This window comes from Bradyrhizobium sp. CB82 (genome assembly GCF_029714405.1).
In the GTDB taxonomy this organism is placed as follows: Bacteria; Pseudomonadota; Alphaproteobacteria; order Rhizobiales; family Xanthobacteraceae; genus Bradyrhizobium.
This window is the reverse complement of the sequence record NZ_CP121650.1, coordinates 2,323,356-2,339,012: the sequence shown is the minus strand read 5'-3', so window position 1 is coordinate 2,339,012 and position 15,657 is coordinate 2,323,356. Positions and strand designations below refer to the sequence as shown.

Below are 15,657 nucleotides of genomic sequence, written 5' to 3'. Positions count from 1 at the left end.
TGTCATCCGCCTCAACCGGCCTGCTTCACACGCATGTACCACTCGACAAGCCGGCGAACCTGACGCTCGGTGTAGCCGCGCTCCACCATGCGTGCGACAAACTCGCCGTGCTTCTTCTCGGTCTCGCCGTCCTTCTTCGACCCGAACGAGATCACCGGGAGCAGGTCCTCGACTTGAGAGAATATCCGCTTTTCGATCACGTCGCGAATCTTCTCGTAGGAGGTCCAGTTCGGATTCTTGCCACCGTTCTGAGCCCTGGCCCGTAACGAGAATTTGACGACCTCGTTACGGAAGTCCTTCGGATTGGCAATACCGGCCGGCTTCTCAATCTTGGTCAACTCCTGGTTCAACAACTCGCGATCGAGCAGCTGGCCCGTATCCGGGTCCTTGAAGTCCTGGTCTTCGATCCACGCATCTGCATAGTCTACGTAGCGGTCGAAAAGGTTCTGGCCGTAGTCCGTGTAGGATTCGAGATAAGCTTTCTGGATCTCGTTGCCAATGAACTCGGCGTAGCGCGGGGCGAGTTCCGCCTTGATGAATTCGAGGTACCGCTTTTCGGTTTCCTCGGGCAGCTGCTCGCGGCGGATCGCCTGTTCCAGCGCGTACATCAGGTGCACGGCATCGGCGGCGACCTCCTGCGGATCGTGGTTGAAGGTCGCCGCCAGGATCTTGAAGGCGAAGCGCGTGGAGACGCCATCCATGCCCTCGTCGACACCGGCGGCATCGCGGTACTCCTGGACGCTGCGCGCCTTCGGGTCGGACTCCTTCAGGCTCTCGCCGTCATACACCCGCATCTTGCCAAACAGGGTGGAATTCTCGTGCCTGCGCAGGCGCGACATCACCGAGAAACGTGCCATCGTCTCCAGCGTCGACGGTGCGCACGGCGCCGATGCCAGCTCGGAGCCCTGGATCAGCTTCTCGTAGATCTTCTGCTCTTCGGTGACCCGCAGGACATAGGGCACCTTGATCACGCAGATGCGGTCGATGAAGGCTTCGTTGTTCTTGTTGGACTTGAAGCTCGCCCACTCGGCCTCGTTGGAGTGCGCGAGGATGATGCCGGTGAAGGGGATCGCGCCGATGTTCTCGGTGCCGATATAGTTGCCCTCCTGCGTCGCGGTGAGCAGCGGGTGCAGCATCTTGATCGGCGCCTTGAACATCTCGACGAATTCGAGGATGCCCTGGTTGGCGCGGTTGAGACCGCCGGAGTAGCTGTACGCATCGGGGTCGTTCTGCGCGTAGGTCTCGAGCTTGCGGATGTCGACCTTGCCGACCAGCGAGGAGATGTCCTGGTTGTTCTCATCACCAGGCTCGGTCTTGGAGACCGCGATCTGGCGCAGCCGCGACGGCTGGATCTTGGCGACACGGAATTGCGAGATGTCGCCGCCGAAGGCCTCGAGCCGCTTGTAGCACCACGGGCTCATCAGGCCGGTGAGGCGCCGGCGCGGAATGCCGTACTTCTCTTCCAGCATCGGCCCGAGATGATCGGGATCAAACAGGCTGAGCGGGCTTTCGAACACGGGCGAGAGTTCATCGCCGGCCTTGAGCACGTAGATCGGCTGCACCTCCATCAGCGACTTGAGCCGCTCGGCGAGCGAGGATTTGCCGCCGCCAACGGGCCCGAGCAGATAGAGGATCTGCTTGCGCTCTTCGAGGCCTTGCGCAGCGTGACGGAAGAAACCGACGATGCGCTCGATGGTTTCTTCCATGCCGTAGAAGCCGGCGAAGGCCGGATAGGTGCGGATCGTGCGGTTCAAAAAAATACGGCCAAGGCGTGGGTCCTTGGCCGTGTCAATCGTCTGAGGTTCACCGATCGCAGCTAGTAGTCGCTCCGCTGAGTTCGCGTATTTCATGGGATCGCTTCGACACGATTCCAGATATTCCGCCATCGACATGTCGTGCTGGCTTCTCGCCTCGAACGACCGAGCGAAAGCGTTGAACAAAGAATCGTTGTACATGATCCCTCTCCGCGTGATTTCCGCTTACTCAAGCTGAAACGAAAGCAGTTACCGGACCGTTCCTTAGCGCCCGTTTCGAATCAGCGTGAGCACATGACGATCATTGGACACCCGGGCACCATCTCGGCGCAACGCACAACGTAGGCACCTGGTGAGTTACGAACAGGCAGCTGCCTGTTATTTATGCGAATCTATACCCGTATTCGCTAATTTCCAGCAAATGTCGCCCTGCCGCAACATCCGGGCGTTACCGGGGATGCGCCCATCCGGCAGCGCAGCATAGCTGCCCGCCGGCGGCGAACTTGTGGCGCTTTGACGGCGAAGCTTTGCGCTTCGTGGTGGCGCTTCTGCTGCAATGCGGTGCGCCGTTCGCTCGCGTCGTGCAAGCCTGGCAGGTTCGCAGCAGCGTCGCGAAGTCCGTCGCCAGCCCAGCCGGATCGATGACAATGACATCCGCATCACTCTGCGGCGAGATCGCGCGCCTGCTCCTGACGCAGCCAACTTGCCGCCGCAGCGTCGACGTGAGCAAGACGGTTTTGCATCCGCGGATTTGGCGCACCGAAACGTCTTCGATCGAGTGCCGCAGCAGGAATTCATTACCACTCCGCAGATCGCGGATGCCGTAGCGGCTGACGATGACGACCAGCGCCGGCTCGGCCGGCAACATCCAGATCAGCCGGCAGGTGACGAGCCCCGCGCAGCCCACAGCACGCTCATATGCGCCGGGCCACCCCACAATAGCCGAAGGTAGCGACCCCCGGCGCAATCAACCCTCTGCGGCGGGAAGAGCTAGGGTCGACCTCGAGATTGTCGGGCACATCGAGATCAGCCGGAAAGGCCGATCGATGCGGCATGATGGCAATCGTAAGGCCGTCAGAATTTGCGTGTACGCTTATCCCTCAGCATGAGCATGGCAGTTCATGAATGAGCTAACGCCGGCCACACGGCAAATGCTTGAGCCCGCGATACGATACTCCGTTCAGCGAGGGCTGACGCCGCACTTCAGGCTCTGGCCGAACAGCTTGCGGCCAACTTTCACGCAACGGGACAACCCATCGGCCGGATCGCTATGATCTCAACAGAGTTATAGAGTTATGCTCAGAAGTATGACGCGGACACCCTTGGTTGGTTCCCTCCCGAGGTCATGCTAACACACCATAGCGCGTCAGGACGGGCGCTGGAACCCTCGCCCGCCACCGGCTCGGAGAAAAGAGAGATCATGAATCCCGTCAAAGAACTGGAAAAGCACGGACAGGCCGTCTGGCTGGACTTCCTGGCCCGCGGCTTCATCGCCAAGGGCGACCTGAAGCGACTGATCGAGACCGACGGCGTCAAGGGCGTCACCTCCAATCCGTCCATCTTCGAAAAGGCGATCGGCAGTTCGGACGAATATGACGCCCCGATCGGCAAGGCGCTGAAGCGCGGCGACCGTCCGGTCGCCGACCTCTTCGAGCAGCTCGCGGTCGAGGACATCCAGAATGCCGCCGACGTGCTGCGTCCGGTCTATAACCGTCTGAAGGGCCAGGACGGCTTCGTCAGCCTGGAGGTGTCGCCCTATCTGGCGATGGATACCAAGGGGACGGTCGCTGAAGCCCGGCGGCTCTGGAAGGATGTCGATCGCAAAAACTTGATGGTCAAGGTGCCGGCGACGCCGGAGGGCCTTCCGGCCATCGAGCAGCTCACCGGGGAAGGCATCAGCATCAACATCACCCTGTTGTTCTCCAGAAAAGTTTACCTGGAAGTCGCCGAAGCCTATCTCGCGGGCCTGGAGAAATACGTGGCCGGCGGCGGGGATCCGTCGCATGTCGCAAGTGTCGCAAGCTTCTTCGTCAGCCGGATCGACACCCTGGTCGACAAGCAGCTCGACGAGAAGATCGCCCGCGCCAATGACCCCAGTGAAAAAGAGCGGCTGGCCGCGCTGAAGGGCAAGGTCGCGATCGCCAATGCTAAGCTCGCCTACCAGGAGTACAGGCGCCTGTTCGCCGGGCCCCGCTGGGACAAACTGGCCGCCAAAGGCGCCCGGCCGCAGCGGATGCTATGGGCGTCCACCGGCACCAAGAACAAGGACTATAGCGACGTCCTCTATGTCGAGGAGCTGATCGGGCCGAACACCATCAACACCATGCCGCCGGCGACGCTCGATGCGTTTCGCGACCACGGCAAGCTGCGCGACAGCCTGGAGGATAATCTCGAGGACGCCGCCCGTGTGCTGGAGGAGCTCGAACGCTCCGGCATCTCGCTTGACGAAATCACCGAGGAGCTCGTCAAGGACGGCGTGAAGCTGTTTGCCGACGCCGCCGACAAGCTCTATGGCGCGGTCGCCTCCAAGCGCGCCACCGTGCTAGGGACGGCAATCAACCGCCAGCAGCTTGCGCTCGGCGACGGGCTCGGCAAGGCCGTGACCAAGAGCACCGAGGAGTGGCGCGCAGCGGCCAAGATCCGCAGGCTCTGGCAGCGCGACAAGTCGGTCTGGACCGGCACGGACGAGAACAAGTGGCTTGGCTGGCTCGACAGCGCGGCGAAGGCCGATGTCGCCGACTACGCCGACTATGCGAACCGGGTGAAGGGCCAGAAATTCTCCGACGCCGTCGTACTCGGGATGGGCGGATCGAGCCTCGGCCCGGAGGTTCTGGCCGAGACGTTCGCGAGAAAAGCCGGCTTCCCGAAGCTGCATGTGCTTGACTCAACCGATCCCGCTCAGGTCCGGGCGATGGAAGACAGGATCGATCTCGCCAATACCGTCTTCATCGTCTCCAGCAAATCCGGCGGCACCACCGAGCCGAACGCGATGAAGGATTATTTCTATGACCGCGTCGCCAAGGCGGTCGGGCCATCGGTGAAGACCGGCCACCGCTTCATCGCGGTCACCGATCCCGGTTCTTCGCTGGAAAAGGCCGCCAAGAAGCTCAGTTATGCCCGCACATTCCACGGCGAGCCCTCGATCGGCGGACGCTATTCGGTGCTTTCGCCTTTCGGCCTCGTGCCCGCCGCGACCGCTGGCATAGACGTCAAGAGCTTCATCGGGCATGCGCTCGCGATGGTTCGCTCATGCGGACCGGACGTGCCGCCGCATGAAAATCCCGGCGTGCAACTCGGCCTCGCGATGGGTCTTGCCGGCCTGGAAGGCCGCGACAAGGTGACGATCTACGCCTCGAAGAAGATCGCCGATTTCGGCGCCTGGGCCGAGCAGCTCATCGCCGAATCGACCGGCAAGGAAGGCAAGGGCCTGATCCCGATCGACGGCGAGCCGCTGGTCGATCATTCAGTCTATAAAAACGACCGCTTCTTCATCGACATCCGTACCGAGGGTGAAGCAGACGCCGTCCATGACGGGATGCTCTCCGCGCTCGAGGAGGCCGGCCATCCCGTCGTGCGCATCCTCATGAAGTCGGTCGACCACCTCGGCCAGGAGTTCTTCCGCTTCGAGATGGCGACCGCGGTCGCGGGCTCCATCCTCGGCATCAATCCGTTCGACCAGCCCGACGTGGAAGCGGCCAAGATCAAGACCCGCGAGCTCACCGCGGCCTTCGAGAAAACCGGCGCGCTGCCGCCCGAAGTGCCGGTCGTCAGCACCGCGGACGCCGATCTCTACACCGACGACGCCAACGCCGCAGCGCTCCGTGCCGCCGGCGCGAACGGCGACCTCACCTCCTGGCTGAGAGCGCATCTCGGCCGTTCCCGGCAAGGCGACTACGTCGCCCTGCTCGGCTACATCGCGCGTGACAAGGCCACGATCGAGGCCCTGCAGACGATGCGGACGGAGGTGCTCGAAAAGCGCCATGTCGCCACCGCCGCGGAATTCGGCCCGCGCTTCCTGCATTCGACCGGACAGGCCTACAAAGGCGGGCCCGACAGCGGCGTGTTCCTGCAAATCACGACCGACGACGCCAAGGACCTTCCGGTGCCGGGCCAGAAGGCGAGCTTTGGCGTCATCAAGGCGGCGCAGGCGCGCGGCGACTTCGACGTGCTGACCGAGCGCGGACGACGCGCGCTCCGCGTGCACCTGAAAGGCGGGCTGAAGAAAGGTCTAGCCGCGCTGAACGCCGCGCTCTCGCATGCGCTGAACTGAATGAGGATACGTCAATGCAGCTCGGCATGATCGGCCTCGGCCGGATGGGCGGCAACATCGTCCGCCGGCTGATGCGGAACGGCCATTCGGCCGTCGTCTATGACAAGGACGCCAAGGCTGTCGCCGACCTTGCCGCCGACGGAGCGCAGGGCGCGAATACGCTCGAAGAGTTCGTCGCCAAGCTCGACAGGCCGCGCACCGTCTGGGTGATGCTGCCCGCCGGCCGCATCACCGAGACGACGATCGAGACAGTCTCGAAGCTGATGCAAGCCGGCGACGTCATCATCGACGGCGGCAACACGTTCTGGCAGGACGACGTCCGCCGCGGCAAGGCGCTGAAGGAGCGCGGCATCCACTATGTCGACGTCGGCACCTCCGGCGGCGTCTGGGGGCTCGACCGCGGCTATTGCATGATGATCGGTGGCGACAAGGCTGTGGTCGACCGGCTCGATCCTGTCTTCGACACGCTTGCGCCGGGCGCAGGTGACGTTCCGCGCACGCCGGGACGTGAGGGTCGCGATCCCCGTATCGAACGGGGCTACATCCACGCCGGCCCTGTCGGCGCCGGCCATTTCGTCAAGATGATCCACAACGGCATCGAGTATGGCCTGATGCAGGCCTATGCCGAGGGCTTTGACATCCTCAAGAACGCCAGCATCGAGGCCCTGCCGGCCGATCATCGTTTCGATTTCGACCTCGCCGATATTGCCGAGGTCTGGCGGCGCGGCAGCGTGATCCCGTCCTGGCTCCTCGACCTCACCTCGACCGCGCTCGCAGGCAGTCCGACCCTGTCTGAGTATTCAGGGTTCGTGGAGGATTCCGGCGAAGGGCGCTGGACCGTGAATGCGGCGATCGACGAGGCGGTGCCGGCCGAAGTGCTGACGGCGGCGCTGTTTGCCCGATTCCGCTCGCGCAAGGAGCACACGTTCGCGGAGAAAATACTCTCCGCCATGCGCGCCGGCTTCGGGGGGCACAAGGAGCCGAAGCAACCGGGCGCAACCAAGCCCAAAGCCTGAAGGCCGGCCATTCGTGACAAAAGATCCGCAGCCCAAACGTAGACCCGAGAATTGCGCCTTCGTCATCTTCGGCGTCACCGGCGACCTCACCCATCGCCTGGTGATCCCTTCGCTCTACAATCTCGCCGCCGAGAACTTGTTGCCGGAGAAATTCTGCGTCGTCGGCGTCGCCCGCAAGGGCATGTCGAATGACGAACTGCGCGACAGCCTGATGAAGGGGCTGCGAGAGCACGCCACCCGTCCAGTGGACGACGTGGTGGCCCAGCAACTCCTGCAATGCGTGACCTTCGTCGAGGCTGATGCGAAGGATCCGCCTTCCTTTGATTCGCTCCGTGAGCATCTCGACGCGCTCGAATGCTCGCGCGGCACCGGTGGCAACCGGCTGTTCTATCTGGCGACGCCGCCGGCGGCGTTTGCGCCGACCGCGCGCGAACTCGGCCGCACCGGCTTGATGCGGGAGGATAACGGCGCCTGGCGACGGCTCGTGGTCGAAAAGCCCTTCGGCACCGACCTCGCCTCGGCGCGCGCGCTGAATGCCGAGCTCCTGAAGATCATGGAGGAGCATCAGATCTACCGCATCGACCACTATCTCGGCAAAGAGACGGTACAGAACATCCTGGTGCTGCGCTTTGCCAACGGCATGTTCGAGCCGATCTGGAATCGCAACCATATCGACCACATCCAGATCACCGTGGAGGAACGGCTCGGCGTGGGCCATCGCGGCGGCTTCTACGACGCCACCGGCGCGCTCCGCGACATGGTGCCGAACCATCTCTTTCAGCTGCTCTCGCTGGTCGCAATGGAGCCGCCGAGCCGTTTCGATGCGCATTCCGTGCGCTCCGAAAAGGCCGAGGTCCTTTCCGCAATCCAGCAGCCGAGCGAAGAGGAAGCGCTGAACAGCTCGGTTCGCGCGCAATATCTGGCAGGCCGCATCGGCGATGCCGATATTCCGGACTACTGCAAGACGGAGGACGTCAAGGCCGGCAGCACGACCGAGACTTACGTGGCACTAAAACTCCTGATCGACAACTGGCGCTGGGCGGGCGTGCCCTTCTATTTGCGCACCGGCAAGGCGCTGGCTCACAAGCGGACCGAGGTTGCGATCAAGTTCAAGCAGGCGCCGCTGTCGATGTTCAGCGGCACCACGGTCGATCGCTTGTCGCAGAATTTCCTGACCATCGGAATCGCGCCGACCGAGACCATCGAGTTGCAGTTCAATGCCAAGATTCCCGGACCGAGCGTCACGATCGACGGCGTCGAGATGAAGTTCCGCTATGGCGACTATTTCAAGGCCGATCCGAGCACAGGCTACGAGACGTTGATCTACGACTGCATGATCGGTGATAACATCCTATTCCAGCGCGCCGACGGCGTCGAAGCCGGCTGGCAGGCGGTGCAGCCGTTCCTCGACGCCTGGCGGAAGGAAGGCGGTAACGGCATCGAGACCTATCGCGCCGGCAGCGACGGCCCGGCCTGCGCCGACAAACTCCTGAAGCGCGACGGGCGAAGCTGGCGGAAGTTTTCCTGATGGCGACGGAGGACCAGCCAAAGTTGATGGTCGTCGCCGACGCCGCGGCGCTCGCTCATGCCGCGGCCGAACGGGTGATGGCGCGGATCTCTGCTAATCCCGGCCGCGTCGCGATCTGCCTCACCGGCGGATCGAGCCCGAAGCAGCTCTATCAGCTGCTCGGCACGGAGGCTTACCGCAGCAAGATTCGCTGGCAGCGCGTGCACTGGTTCATCGGCGACGAGCGCTTCGTGCCGGAGAGCGATCCCCTCAACAACATGAACGTGGCACGCGCGGCGTTTCTCGACCGCGACGCACCGTCCGCCAACATCCATCCGATCCCGACCACGGCCGGTGGACCGGACGAGAGCGCCGCCGCCTATGCGCGGGAGCTGCAAACGTTCTACGGCGCCGACCGGCTCGACCCGTCAAAGCCGCTGTTCGATCTCGTCCTGATGGGAGCAGGTCCCGACGGCCACACCGCGTCGCTCTTTCCCGGCTTCCCTGCGACCGAGGAGACCGACCGCTGGGCGGTCGGCGTGCCCAAGGCCAATGTCGCGCCCTTCGTGCCGCGGGTGACCCTGACATTGCCGGCGCTCGCCTCTTGCCGCGAAATGCTGTTTGAAATCGAGGGCGCCGGCAAGCGGCCGATCTTGACGCGCCTGCTCAATGGCGAGAATCTGCCCGCAACACGCGCGCGCTCGAACGGCGAGACCGTCTGGCTGGTCGACCAAGCCGCGCTTCCGGAGGGCTTTCGTGGCGGGCGCTGAACTACCCTGCGCGTTGATCGTGATGGGCGTCTCGGGCTCGGGCAAGAGCACGGTCGCGGAGGCGCTCGGCAAGCGCCTCGGCTGGCATTTCGAGGACGGCGACAGCTTTCATCCCGCGAGCAATGTCGCGAAAATGGCCGCCGGTCATCCGCTCACTGATGAGGACCGCTGGCCATGGCTCAATGCCATCGCCGACGAGATCGAGCGGACCTGCAAGGCGGACGGCCACGTCATCATCGCCTGCTCGGCGCTGAAGCACGTCTATCGCGACGTGCTTTTGCGCGGCCGCGACGACGTTCGTTTCGTCTTCCTGAAAGGCACCCAGGAGCTGATCGCTGACCGACTCGCCCATCGTAAGGGCCATTTCATGCCGCCGCAACTGCTCACGAGCCAGTTCAAGACGCTGGAGCCTCCCGACGCCGGCGAGCACGTCATCACCGTCTCGATCGATGCCGCGGTCGGTGCAATCGTCGACGATGTCCTGCGCCAGCTCAAGCTCGGCAGCCCCAAAACGCAACGAGCCATGTCATGACGCCACCCATCTCGCTCGTTGTCTCCGACGTCGACGGCACGTTGGTGACCAAGGACAAGACGCTCACCGATCGTGCCAAGGCCGCGGTGCAGCGGCTGCGTGAGGCCGGCATCGGCTTCACCATCACCTCCAGTCGTCCCAGCATCGGCATGCGCTTCCTCATCGAACCGCTGGCACTCACGCTGCCGGTCGGAGCCTTCAACGGCTCCTCGATCGTGGACCCCCGGATGAAACCGATCGAGCAGCATCTGATTCCGGCCGCTGCCGCCGAGCGCAGCCTGCAGATTCTCGACGATTTCGGCGCCGACATCTGGATCTTCACCAGCGATCAGTGGCTCACCCGCAATCCCGACGGCGATTATGTCCCGCACGAGAAGCGCGCGATCCGCGCCGACCCGACCATCGTCAGTGACTTCTCGCCCTATCTGTCGAGCGCATGCAAGATCGTCGGTGCCAGCGCCGACGCGCCGCATCTGGAGGCTTGCGAGAGGGTCATGCAGGAGGCACTCGGCTCGCAGGCGACCGCGATCCGCTCGCAGACCTATTATCTCGACGTCACCCCGCCCGGCTGCAACAAGGGCACCTTCGTCCAGTCGGTGGCGCGACGGCTCGGCATCTCGACCAATGCGGTCGCGACCATCGGCGACATGCAAAATGACCTTGCGATGTTCCGCGTGAGCGGCCTGTCGATCGCAATGGGCAACGCTGCCGACAACGTCAAGCGAGAGGCGACCTGCGTGACGACGACCAACGAGCAGGAAGGCTTCGCCGGCGCGATCGAGATGATCCTGAAGCGGAACGGGATCAGCTAAAGCGGGATGGGGTTAAGTTGAATCGATTTGGGATTCCCAAATCAGCTTGTTTCTGATTCATCATGCTGGCTGGACGGAGGCCAGCATGGATGGGCAAGCCGTATTCTCTGGATCTTCGCAAGCGTGTCGTGGCTGCGATCGAGGGCGGGATGTCCCGCAATCAGGCGGCCAAACAGTTTGGAGTAGCGATCAGCACGGCTATCGGCTGGATGCAGCGGGTCGAGCAGACCGGCAGCGTTGAACCCGGCCAGATGGGCGGTCACAAGCCGAAGGCTGTTTCGGGAGACCACGCCGTCTGGCTGTCGCAGCGGATCAAGGACGGCGATTTCACCATACGTGGTCTCGTTACCGAGCTTGCCGGTCGCGGTCTGAAGGTCGACTACCACTCGGTCTGGGACTTCGTACATGCCGAGAAGCTCAGCTTCAAAAAAAAGCGTGGCGGCTGGCGAACGGGATCGACCCGAGGTGGCGCGGCGACGAGCCCAGTGGGCAAAGTATCAAAATCGCGTCGAAGCTGAGCGCCTGGTCTTCATCGACGAGACCTGGACCAGGACCGATATGGCACCCTTGCGGGGATGGGCGCCGCGCGGGTGTAGACTTCACGCCAAGGTTCCCCACGGCCGCTGGAAGACTATGACCTTCCTGGCGGCCCTGCGCCACGACCGGATCGATGCTCCATGGTTCATCGAGGGGCCGATCGACGGCGTGAGCTTTCGCGCCTATGTCGAGAAGGTTCTTCTGCCCGTCCTTCGACCCGGCGATATCGTCATCTTGGACAACCTCGGCAGCCACAGGAGCAAAGCAGTTCGCCAGCTCATCCGTTCGGTCGGGGCCAAGCTCTTCTTCCTGCCAAAATACTCGCCCGACCTGAACCCGATCGAGCAGGTCTTTGCCAAGCTCAAGCACCTGCTTCGCAAAGCTGCCGCGCGAACTGTCGACGCAGTCTGCACCGCAATCGGCAACGCACTCGATGCCTTTACCTCAGAGGAATGCGCCAACTACCTCAAAAATTCAGGCTATCGAACTTAATGCCATCACGCTTTAGAGCATGATCCGGAATGGTGTGAAGCGGTTTTCCCTCGCGACAAACGCGGAACGCGTTTGCACGGAGATCATGCTCAAACAATAAGCCATTTATTGCGACCGCTGCACCGCCGGCTTCTCGCTGTGGGTCCTTGCGGCCGACAGATTGTGTGCGGTGTTGATCAGGGCGATGTGGGTCAGCGCCTGCGGGAAATTTCCGGTCTGGCGACACGCCACCGAGTCGTATTCCTCGGCCAGGAGCCCGACGTCATTGGCGATGCTGACCACGCGATCGAACAGCGCCTGCGCCCGGTCGAGGTCGCCAGCGAGCACATGAGCATCGGCAAGCCACAGGCTGCAGGCGAGGAACGCGCCCTCGATCGGCTGCGTCTCCTCGGACACTTCGCGCGGATCGTGCCGAAGCACGAATCCGTCGCGCATCAGGTGCTGTTCGATCGCGGTGATCGTTCCGCGCACCCGCGGATCCTTTGCCGGAAGGAAGCCGACGGCCGGCAGCAACAGCAAGCTGGCGTCGAGAACCTTCGAACCGTAGGATTCGACGAAAGCGTTCACCTCGGGATCGAAGCCTCTCTGACAGACGTCCCGGTGGATGGCGTCGCGCAAGGTGCGCCAGTGCAGCAGCGGCGCCTTGAAGCCGAAGGTCTCGGCACTCTTGATACCGCGGTCGAAGGCGACCCAGCTCATCACCTTCGAGAAGACGTAGTGCTTGGCCTGGCCGCGTCGCTCCCAGATGCCGTGGTCGGGATGATCCCAGACCTCGGCCAGATGCTGGAGCACGGCGCATTCCAGCGCCCAGCTCTCGTCATCGAGCTTCAGCTTCACCATGCGCGACTGGTGGAACGCATCGATCAGCTCGCCATAGACATCGAGCTGCAATTGCGCGTGGGCGGCATTGCCGACGCGAACCGGCTTCGCCCCCTCATAGCCGTCGAGCCAATCGGCCTCCCATTCGAGCAGCCGCCGCTGGCCCCAGATGCCGTACATGATCTGCATGTTTGCCGGCGAGCCGGCGGCGGCGCGCAACAGCCAATTGTGCCAGCTGGATGCCTCCTCGGTGTAACCGGAGTTCATCAGCGCCAGCAGCGTGAAGGTGGCATCGCGCAGCCAGCAGAAGCGGTAATCCCAGTTGCGCATCCCGCCGAGCTTTTCCGGCAGCGACGTGGTCGGCGCTGCGACAATGCCTCCGGTCGGACCAAAGGTCAGCGCCTTCAGGGTGATCAACGAGCGCATGATGAGATCGTGATAATCGCCGTCGCGATTGGCGTGGCCGCACCAGTCCTTCCAGAAGGCTTCTGTCTCCGCGAATGCGCGCTCGGGATCAATTGCCTCGGGCGGCGCGAGATGCGACGGGCCATAGGTCAGCACGAAGGGGATGGTCTCGCCCGCGGCGACCTCGAACTCCGCGATTGTGGTCAAGTCCTCGCCGCGGGTCTCGACGGGCGTGCGGAGCACCGTCATGTCCTGCCCGCAGATCGCAAGCACGGCGGAGCGATCCTCGGTCCGCCGGACCCAGGGGATATCGACGCCGAAGCCGAAGCGGATGATGAGCTCCATCCTGAGCTTGACGCGGCCTTTCAGGCCGCGCACCAGCCGCACGATGTCGGATGCCCTGCCGCGCGGCGGCATGAAGTCGATCAAGGCGACGGAGCCGCCGTCCGTCTCGAAACGGGTCTCGAGGATCAGCGTGTTGCCGAGATAACGGCGGGAGCAAGCCGTCAGGGCTTGGCTCGGCGCAATCTGCCAGCGCCCGTTCCTCCTGGTGCCGAGGATCGCGGCGAAGCAGGCGTCGGAATCGAAGGCAGGCCAGCATAGCCAGTCGATCGAGCCGTCGCGGCCGACGAGGGCAGTGGTCTCGCAATCGCCGATCAGCGCATAGTCTTCGATCTTTGACAATTCCGTGTGACCTACCTGAAATTGTCGCGGCTGGACTCTAACCGTGCGACCGCTCCCGCGTTGCGGCCTTCAGCGCGGCGCGATCGATGCTCGACGCGATCTTTTCCAGCACGACCGGCAGCCGCTGGCGCCAGTTGGGGTGCTCATCGATCGTGCCGGGAATGTTCGGCTGGTCGACCACGCCCAGGAGATCCTCGAGCGACACCGCGAGGAGGCGCGACGGCGTCCGGGACAGGAAGGCCAGCACCGAATAGAGGTCGTTGGCTTGAATGGCGTTGGAGCGCAGGATCTCGTCGAGCATGCCGAGCGCGTGCCAGCGCGCCTCCTCGTTCTCGCCGGGGTCGAGGCCGAGCGAGAGCTTCATCTTGAGATCGCTGAATGAGCGCCAGCCGGCATAGGTACACAGATCATGCGTATTCAAGGTGACCAGCGCGTTGGACCGGTAATGATCGAGATTATGGAAGCGCCCGGCGTCATCGCGCTCGAACATCATCACGAGATAGGACCAGATGCCCCAGTCCTGCATGGTCTCACGAAAGCCTTCCGGCACGGTGCCGAGATCCTCGCCGATCACGATGCATTTGTGAGCGGCGCTTTCACACGCGACCGCCGCCAGCAGCGCCTCGAACGGCATCTGCACATAGGCGCCGTTGTCCGGCTTGAAGCCACGCGGCACGAGATAAAGCCGTTTCAGACCCAGCACGTGATCGAGCCGGATCGCGCCGGCATGGCGCATCGAGGCCGCCAGCATGTCAGCGAACGGTACGAACGACTGCGCCTCCAGGCCGCCGGCATTGAAGCCGGCAAGACCCCAATCCTGGCCCACCGTGTTCAGAACATCGGGCGGCGCGCCGACCGCGAGGTGGCGGGAGATTGCGCCCTGCTCGTTCCAGGCGTCGAACCCGTCGGACTGCACGCCGACCGCGACGTCGAGATAGAGACCAACTTTCATGCCGAGCCGGCCTGCAAGCTCCTGGGCCGCAGCTAACTGCCAATCGGCCGTCCACTGCACGAACTCGACGAACTCGAGCTCGTCGTGATCGGGGCCTGCGCGCATCTCCGCGCATTTTGTTTCGTCCGGCCGCTGCCACTCCGTCGGCCATTCCCACCACGGTCGTCCCGTGAAGCGATGGCGCAGTACCTCGAAACAGGCAAAGCGCGACAACAGCGATCCCCGTTCGAGACGGAAGGCATCGAATGCCTGTCGGCGCCCAAGGCCAGCCTTGGCTTTGAACGCATCGAACGCGGCGCGCAGGCCGCGCCATTTCAACGGCCCCGCCTCGCGATACCGGACGCGATCGCCCTCGCGTAAGGATGCCGCGGTCGCGCGCGCATCCGGCAGCAGACCTGGCGAAAACTCCGGAATTTTCTCCACGTCGATGTAGAGCGGATTGAGGAACAGCCGGCTGTTCGGCGAATAGGGGCTGCAATCGGCCGGGCGGTCATCGAACAGCACGTGCAGCGGATTGAGTCCGACGCCATCGGCGCCGAGCTCTTTGGCAAGAACGACGAGATCGGCCAGATCCGTGAAATCGCCAATCCCCCAATTGCGCGCGGAGCGAACGCTGTAGAGCTGCACCGCAAGCAGCCAGCCGCGGTCGAAATCGCCAGTGAAAGCGCGCTCGGGCGCCACGATCAGCGGCGCCTCTTCCGCCGCGCCGGACGCATCGACGAGTTTCAGCCGATGGTAGCCCGACGGCAGATTGTCGGGCCAGACGATGACGCGCTCGCGCGCCTCGCCCTGGGCGACCAGCACAGTGTCGTTGACGACGGACCAACGCAGCGGAAGCTTGGCCGCTTCAGTAAGGTCGGTGTGTGGCTGCCGGCCGGAGCGGACCACGACAGCACCGCTGACGAAGCGGTAGGCGTGCTGCTCCGGCAGGGCCTTGAGGATCGACGCGAGGGCATCGGGCGCGGTGACCCGCAGCTTGCCCAAGGCATCGATGAATTCGGACTGGACGCCCTTGGTTCTGGCTTCAGCTAAAAGATCCATTCGGCACGCGGTTTGCAGGCCGCCTTAAATTGGGCGGCACCCATTTTTATGAGGCGAAGGAAGAAG

General features: G+C 63.4%; 11 protein-coding genes. 7 read left to right on the top strand and 4 right to left on the bottom strand.

Annotated features, from left to right (window positions below):
• Nucleotides 1–11: 11 nt before the first annotated feature.
• Complete coding sequence (locus QA640_RS11285) at nucleotides 12–1,955, bottom strand: PrkA family serine protein kinase (protein WP_283040715.1); 1,944 nt, start codon at nucleotides 1,953–1,955, stop codon at nucleotides 12–14.
• Nucleotides 1,956–2,202: 247 nt separating this feature from the next.
• The gene (locus tag QA640_RS11280) at nucleotides 2,203–2,661 is read right to left on the bottom strand and encodes a hypothetical protein (protein WP_283040714.1); all 459 of its coding nucleotides are present in this window, start codon (nucleotides 2,659–2,661) and stop codon (nucleotides 2,203–2,205) included.
• Between the two features lie 513 nt (nucleotides 2,662–3,174).
• On the opposite strand from QA640_RS11280, the gene QA640_RS11275 reads away from it, so the two are divergent.
• From QA640_RS11275 to QA640_RS11245, 7 genes are all read left to right on the top strand, one after another.
• On the top strand, nucleotides 3,175–6,024 hold the full coding sequence (locus QA640_RS11275; RefSeq protein ID WP_283040713.1) for a bifunctional transaldolase/phosoglucose isomerase: 2,850 nt from the start codon (nucleotides 3,175–3,177) through the stop codon (nucleotides 6,022–6,024).
• A gap of 14 nt (nucleotides 6,025–6,038) precedes the next feature.
• Nucleotides 6,039–7,040 carry a phosphogluconate dehydrogenase (NAD(+)-dependent, decarboxylating) gene (gene gnd / locus QA640_RS11270; RefSeq protein WP_283040712.1) on the top strand — a complete coding sequence of 334 codons (1,002 nt, stop codon included), beginning with the start codon at nucleotides 6,039–6,041 and terminating at the stop codon, nucleotides 7,038–7,040.
• 13 nt (nucleotides 7,041–7,053) lie between these two features.
• The gene (zwf, locus tag QA640_RS11265) at nucleotides 7,054–8,568 is read left to right on the top strand and encodes a glucose-6-phosphate dehydrogenase (protein ID WP_283040711.1); all 1,515 of its coding nucleotides are present in this window, start codon (nucleotides 7,054–7,056) and stop codon (nucleotides 8,566–8,568) included.
• Complete coding sequence (gene pgl, locus QA640_RS11260; protein WP_283040710.1) at nucleotides 8,568–9,317, top strand: 6-phosphogluconolactonase; 750 nt, start codon at nucleotides 8,568–8,570, stop codon at nucleotides 9,315–9,317. Before zwf ends, pgl begins: the two co-directional genes overlap by 1 nt.
• On the top strand, nucleotides 9,304–9,849 hold the full coding sequence (locus tag QA640_RS11255) for a gluconokinase (RefSeq protein ID WP_283040709.1): 546 nt from the start codon (nucleotides 9,304–9,306) through the stop codon (nucleotides 9,847–9,849). The genes pgl and QA640_RS11255 overlap by 14 nt, the downstream gene beginning before the upstream one ends.
• Nucleotides 9,846–10,661 carry a Cof-type HAD-IIB family hydrolase gene (locus QA640_RS11250; RefSeq protein WP_283040708.1) on the top strand — a complete coding sequence of 272 codons (816 nt, stop codon included), beginning with the start codon at nucleotides 9,846–9,848 and terminating at the stop codon, nucleotides 10,659–10,661. Before QA640_RS11255 ends, QA640_RS11250 begins: the two co-directional genes overlap by 4 nt.
• A gap of 89 nt (nucleotides 10,662–10,750) precedes the next feature.
• Nucleotides 10,751–11,690 (top strand): IS630 family transposase gene (locus QA640_RS11245; protein WP_283038893.1). Its coding sequence is split into 2 segments (ribosomal slippage): nucleotides 10,751–11,097 and nucleotides 11,096–11,690, totalling 942 coding nucleotides; the frame shifts between segments, so codons are not numbered across the junction.
• A 105-nt stretch (nucleotides 11,691–11,795) separates the two neighbouring features.
• Here QA640_RS11245 and QA640_RS11240 read toward each other — a convergent pair.
• Nucleotides 11,796–13,598: a glycoside hydrolase family 15 protein gene (locus QA640_RS11240; protein WP_283040707.1), complete on the bottom strand. Its 1,803-nt coding sequence runs from the start codon at nucleotides 13,596–13,598 to the stop codon at nucleotides 11,796–11,798.
• A 37-nt stretch (nucleotides 13,599–13,635) separates the two neighbouring features.
• Nucleotides 13,636–15,591, bottom strand: a complete 1,956-nt coding sequence (gene malQ / locus QA640_RS11235; RefSeq protein WP_283040706.1) for a 4-alpha-glucanotransferase — start codon at nucleotides 15,589–15,591, stop codon at nucleotides 13,636–13,638.
• Nucleotides 15,592–15,657: the final 66 nt, after the last annotated feature.

Coding starts and splice junctions, on each gene's coding strand:
- QA640_RS11285 (WP_283040715.1), bottom strand. CDS start 1,955: ATGTACAACGATTCTTTGTTCAACGCTTTCGCTCGGTCGTTCGAGGCG.
- QA640_RS11275 (WP_283040713.1), top strand. CDS start 3,175: ATGAATCCCGTCAAAGAACTGGAAAAGCACGGACAGGCCGTCTGGCTG.
- gnd (WP_283040712.1), top strand. CDS start 6,039: ATGCAGCTCGGCATGATCGGCCTCGGCCGGATGGGCGGCAACATCGTC.
- pgl (WP_283040710.1), top strand. CDS start 8,568: ATGGCGACGGAGGACCAGCCAAAGTTGATGGTCGTCGCCGACGCCGCG.
- QA640_RS11250 (WP_283040708.1), top strand. CDS start 9,846: ATGACGCCACCCATCTCGCTCGTTGTCTCCGACGTCGACGGCACGTTG.
- malQ (WP_283040706.1), bottom strand. CDS start 15,591: ATGGATCTTTTAGCTGAAGCCAGAACCAAGGGCGTCCAGTCCGAATTC.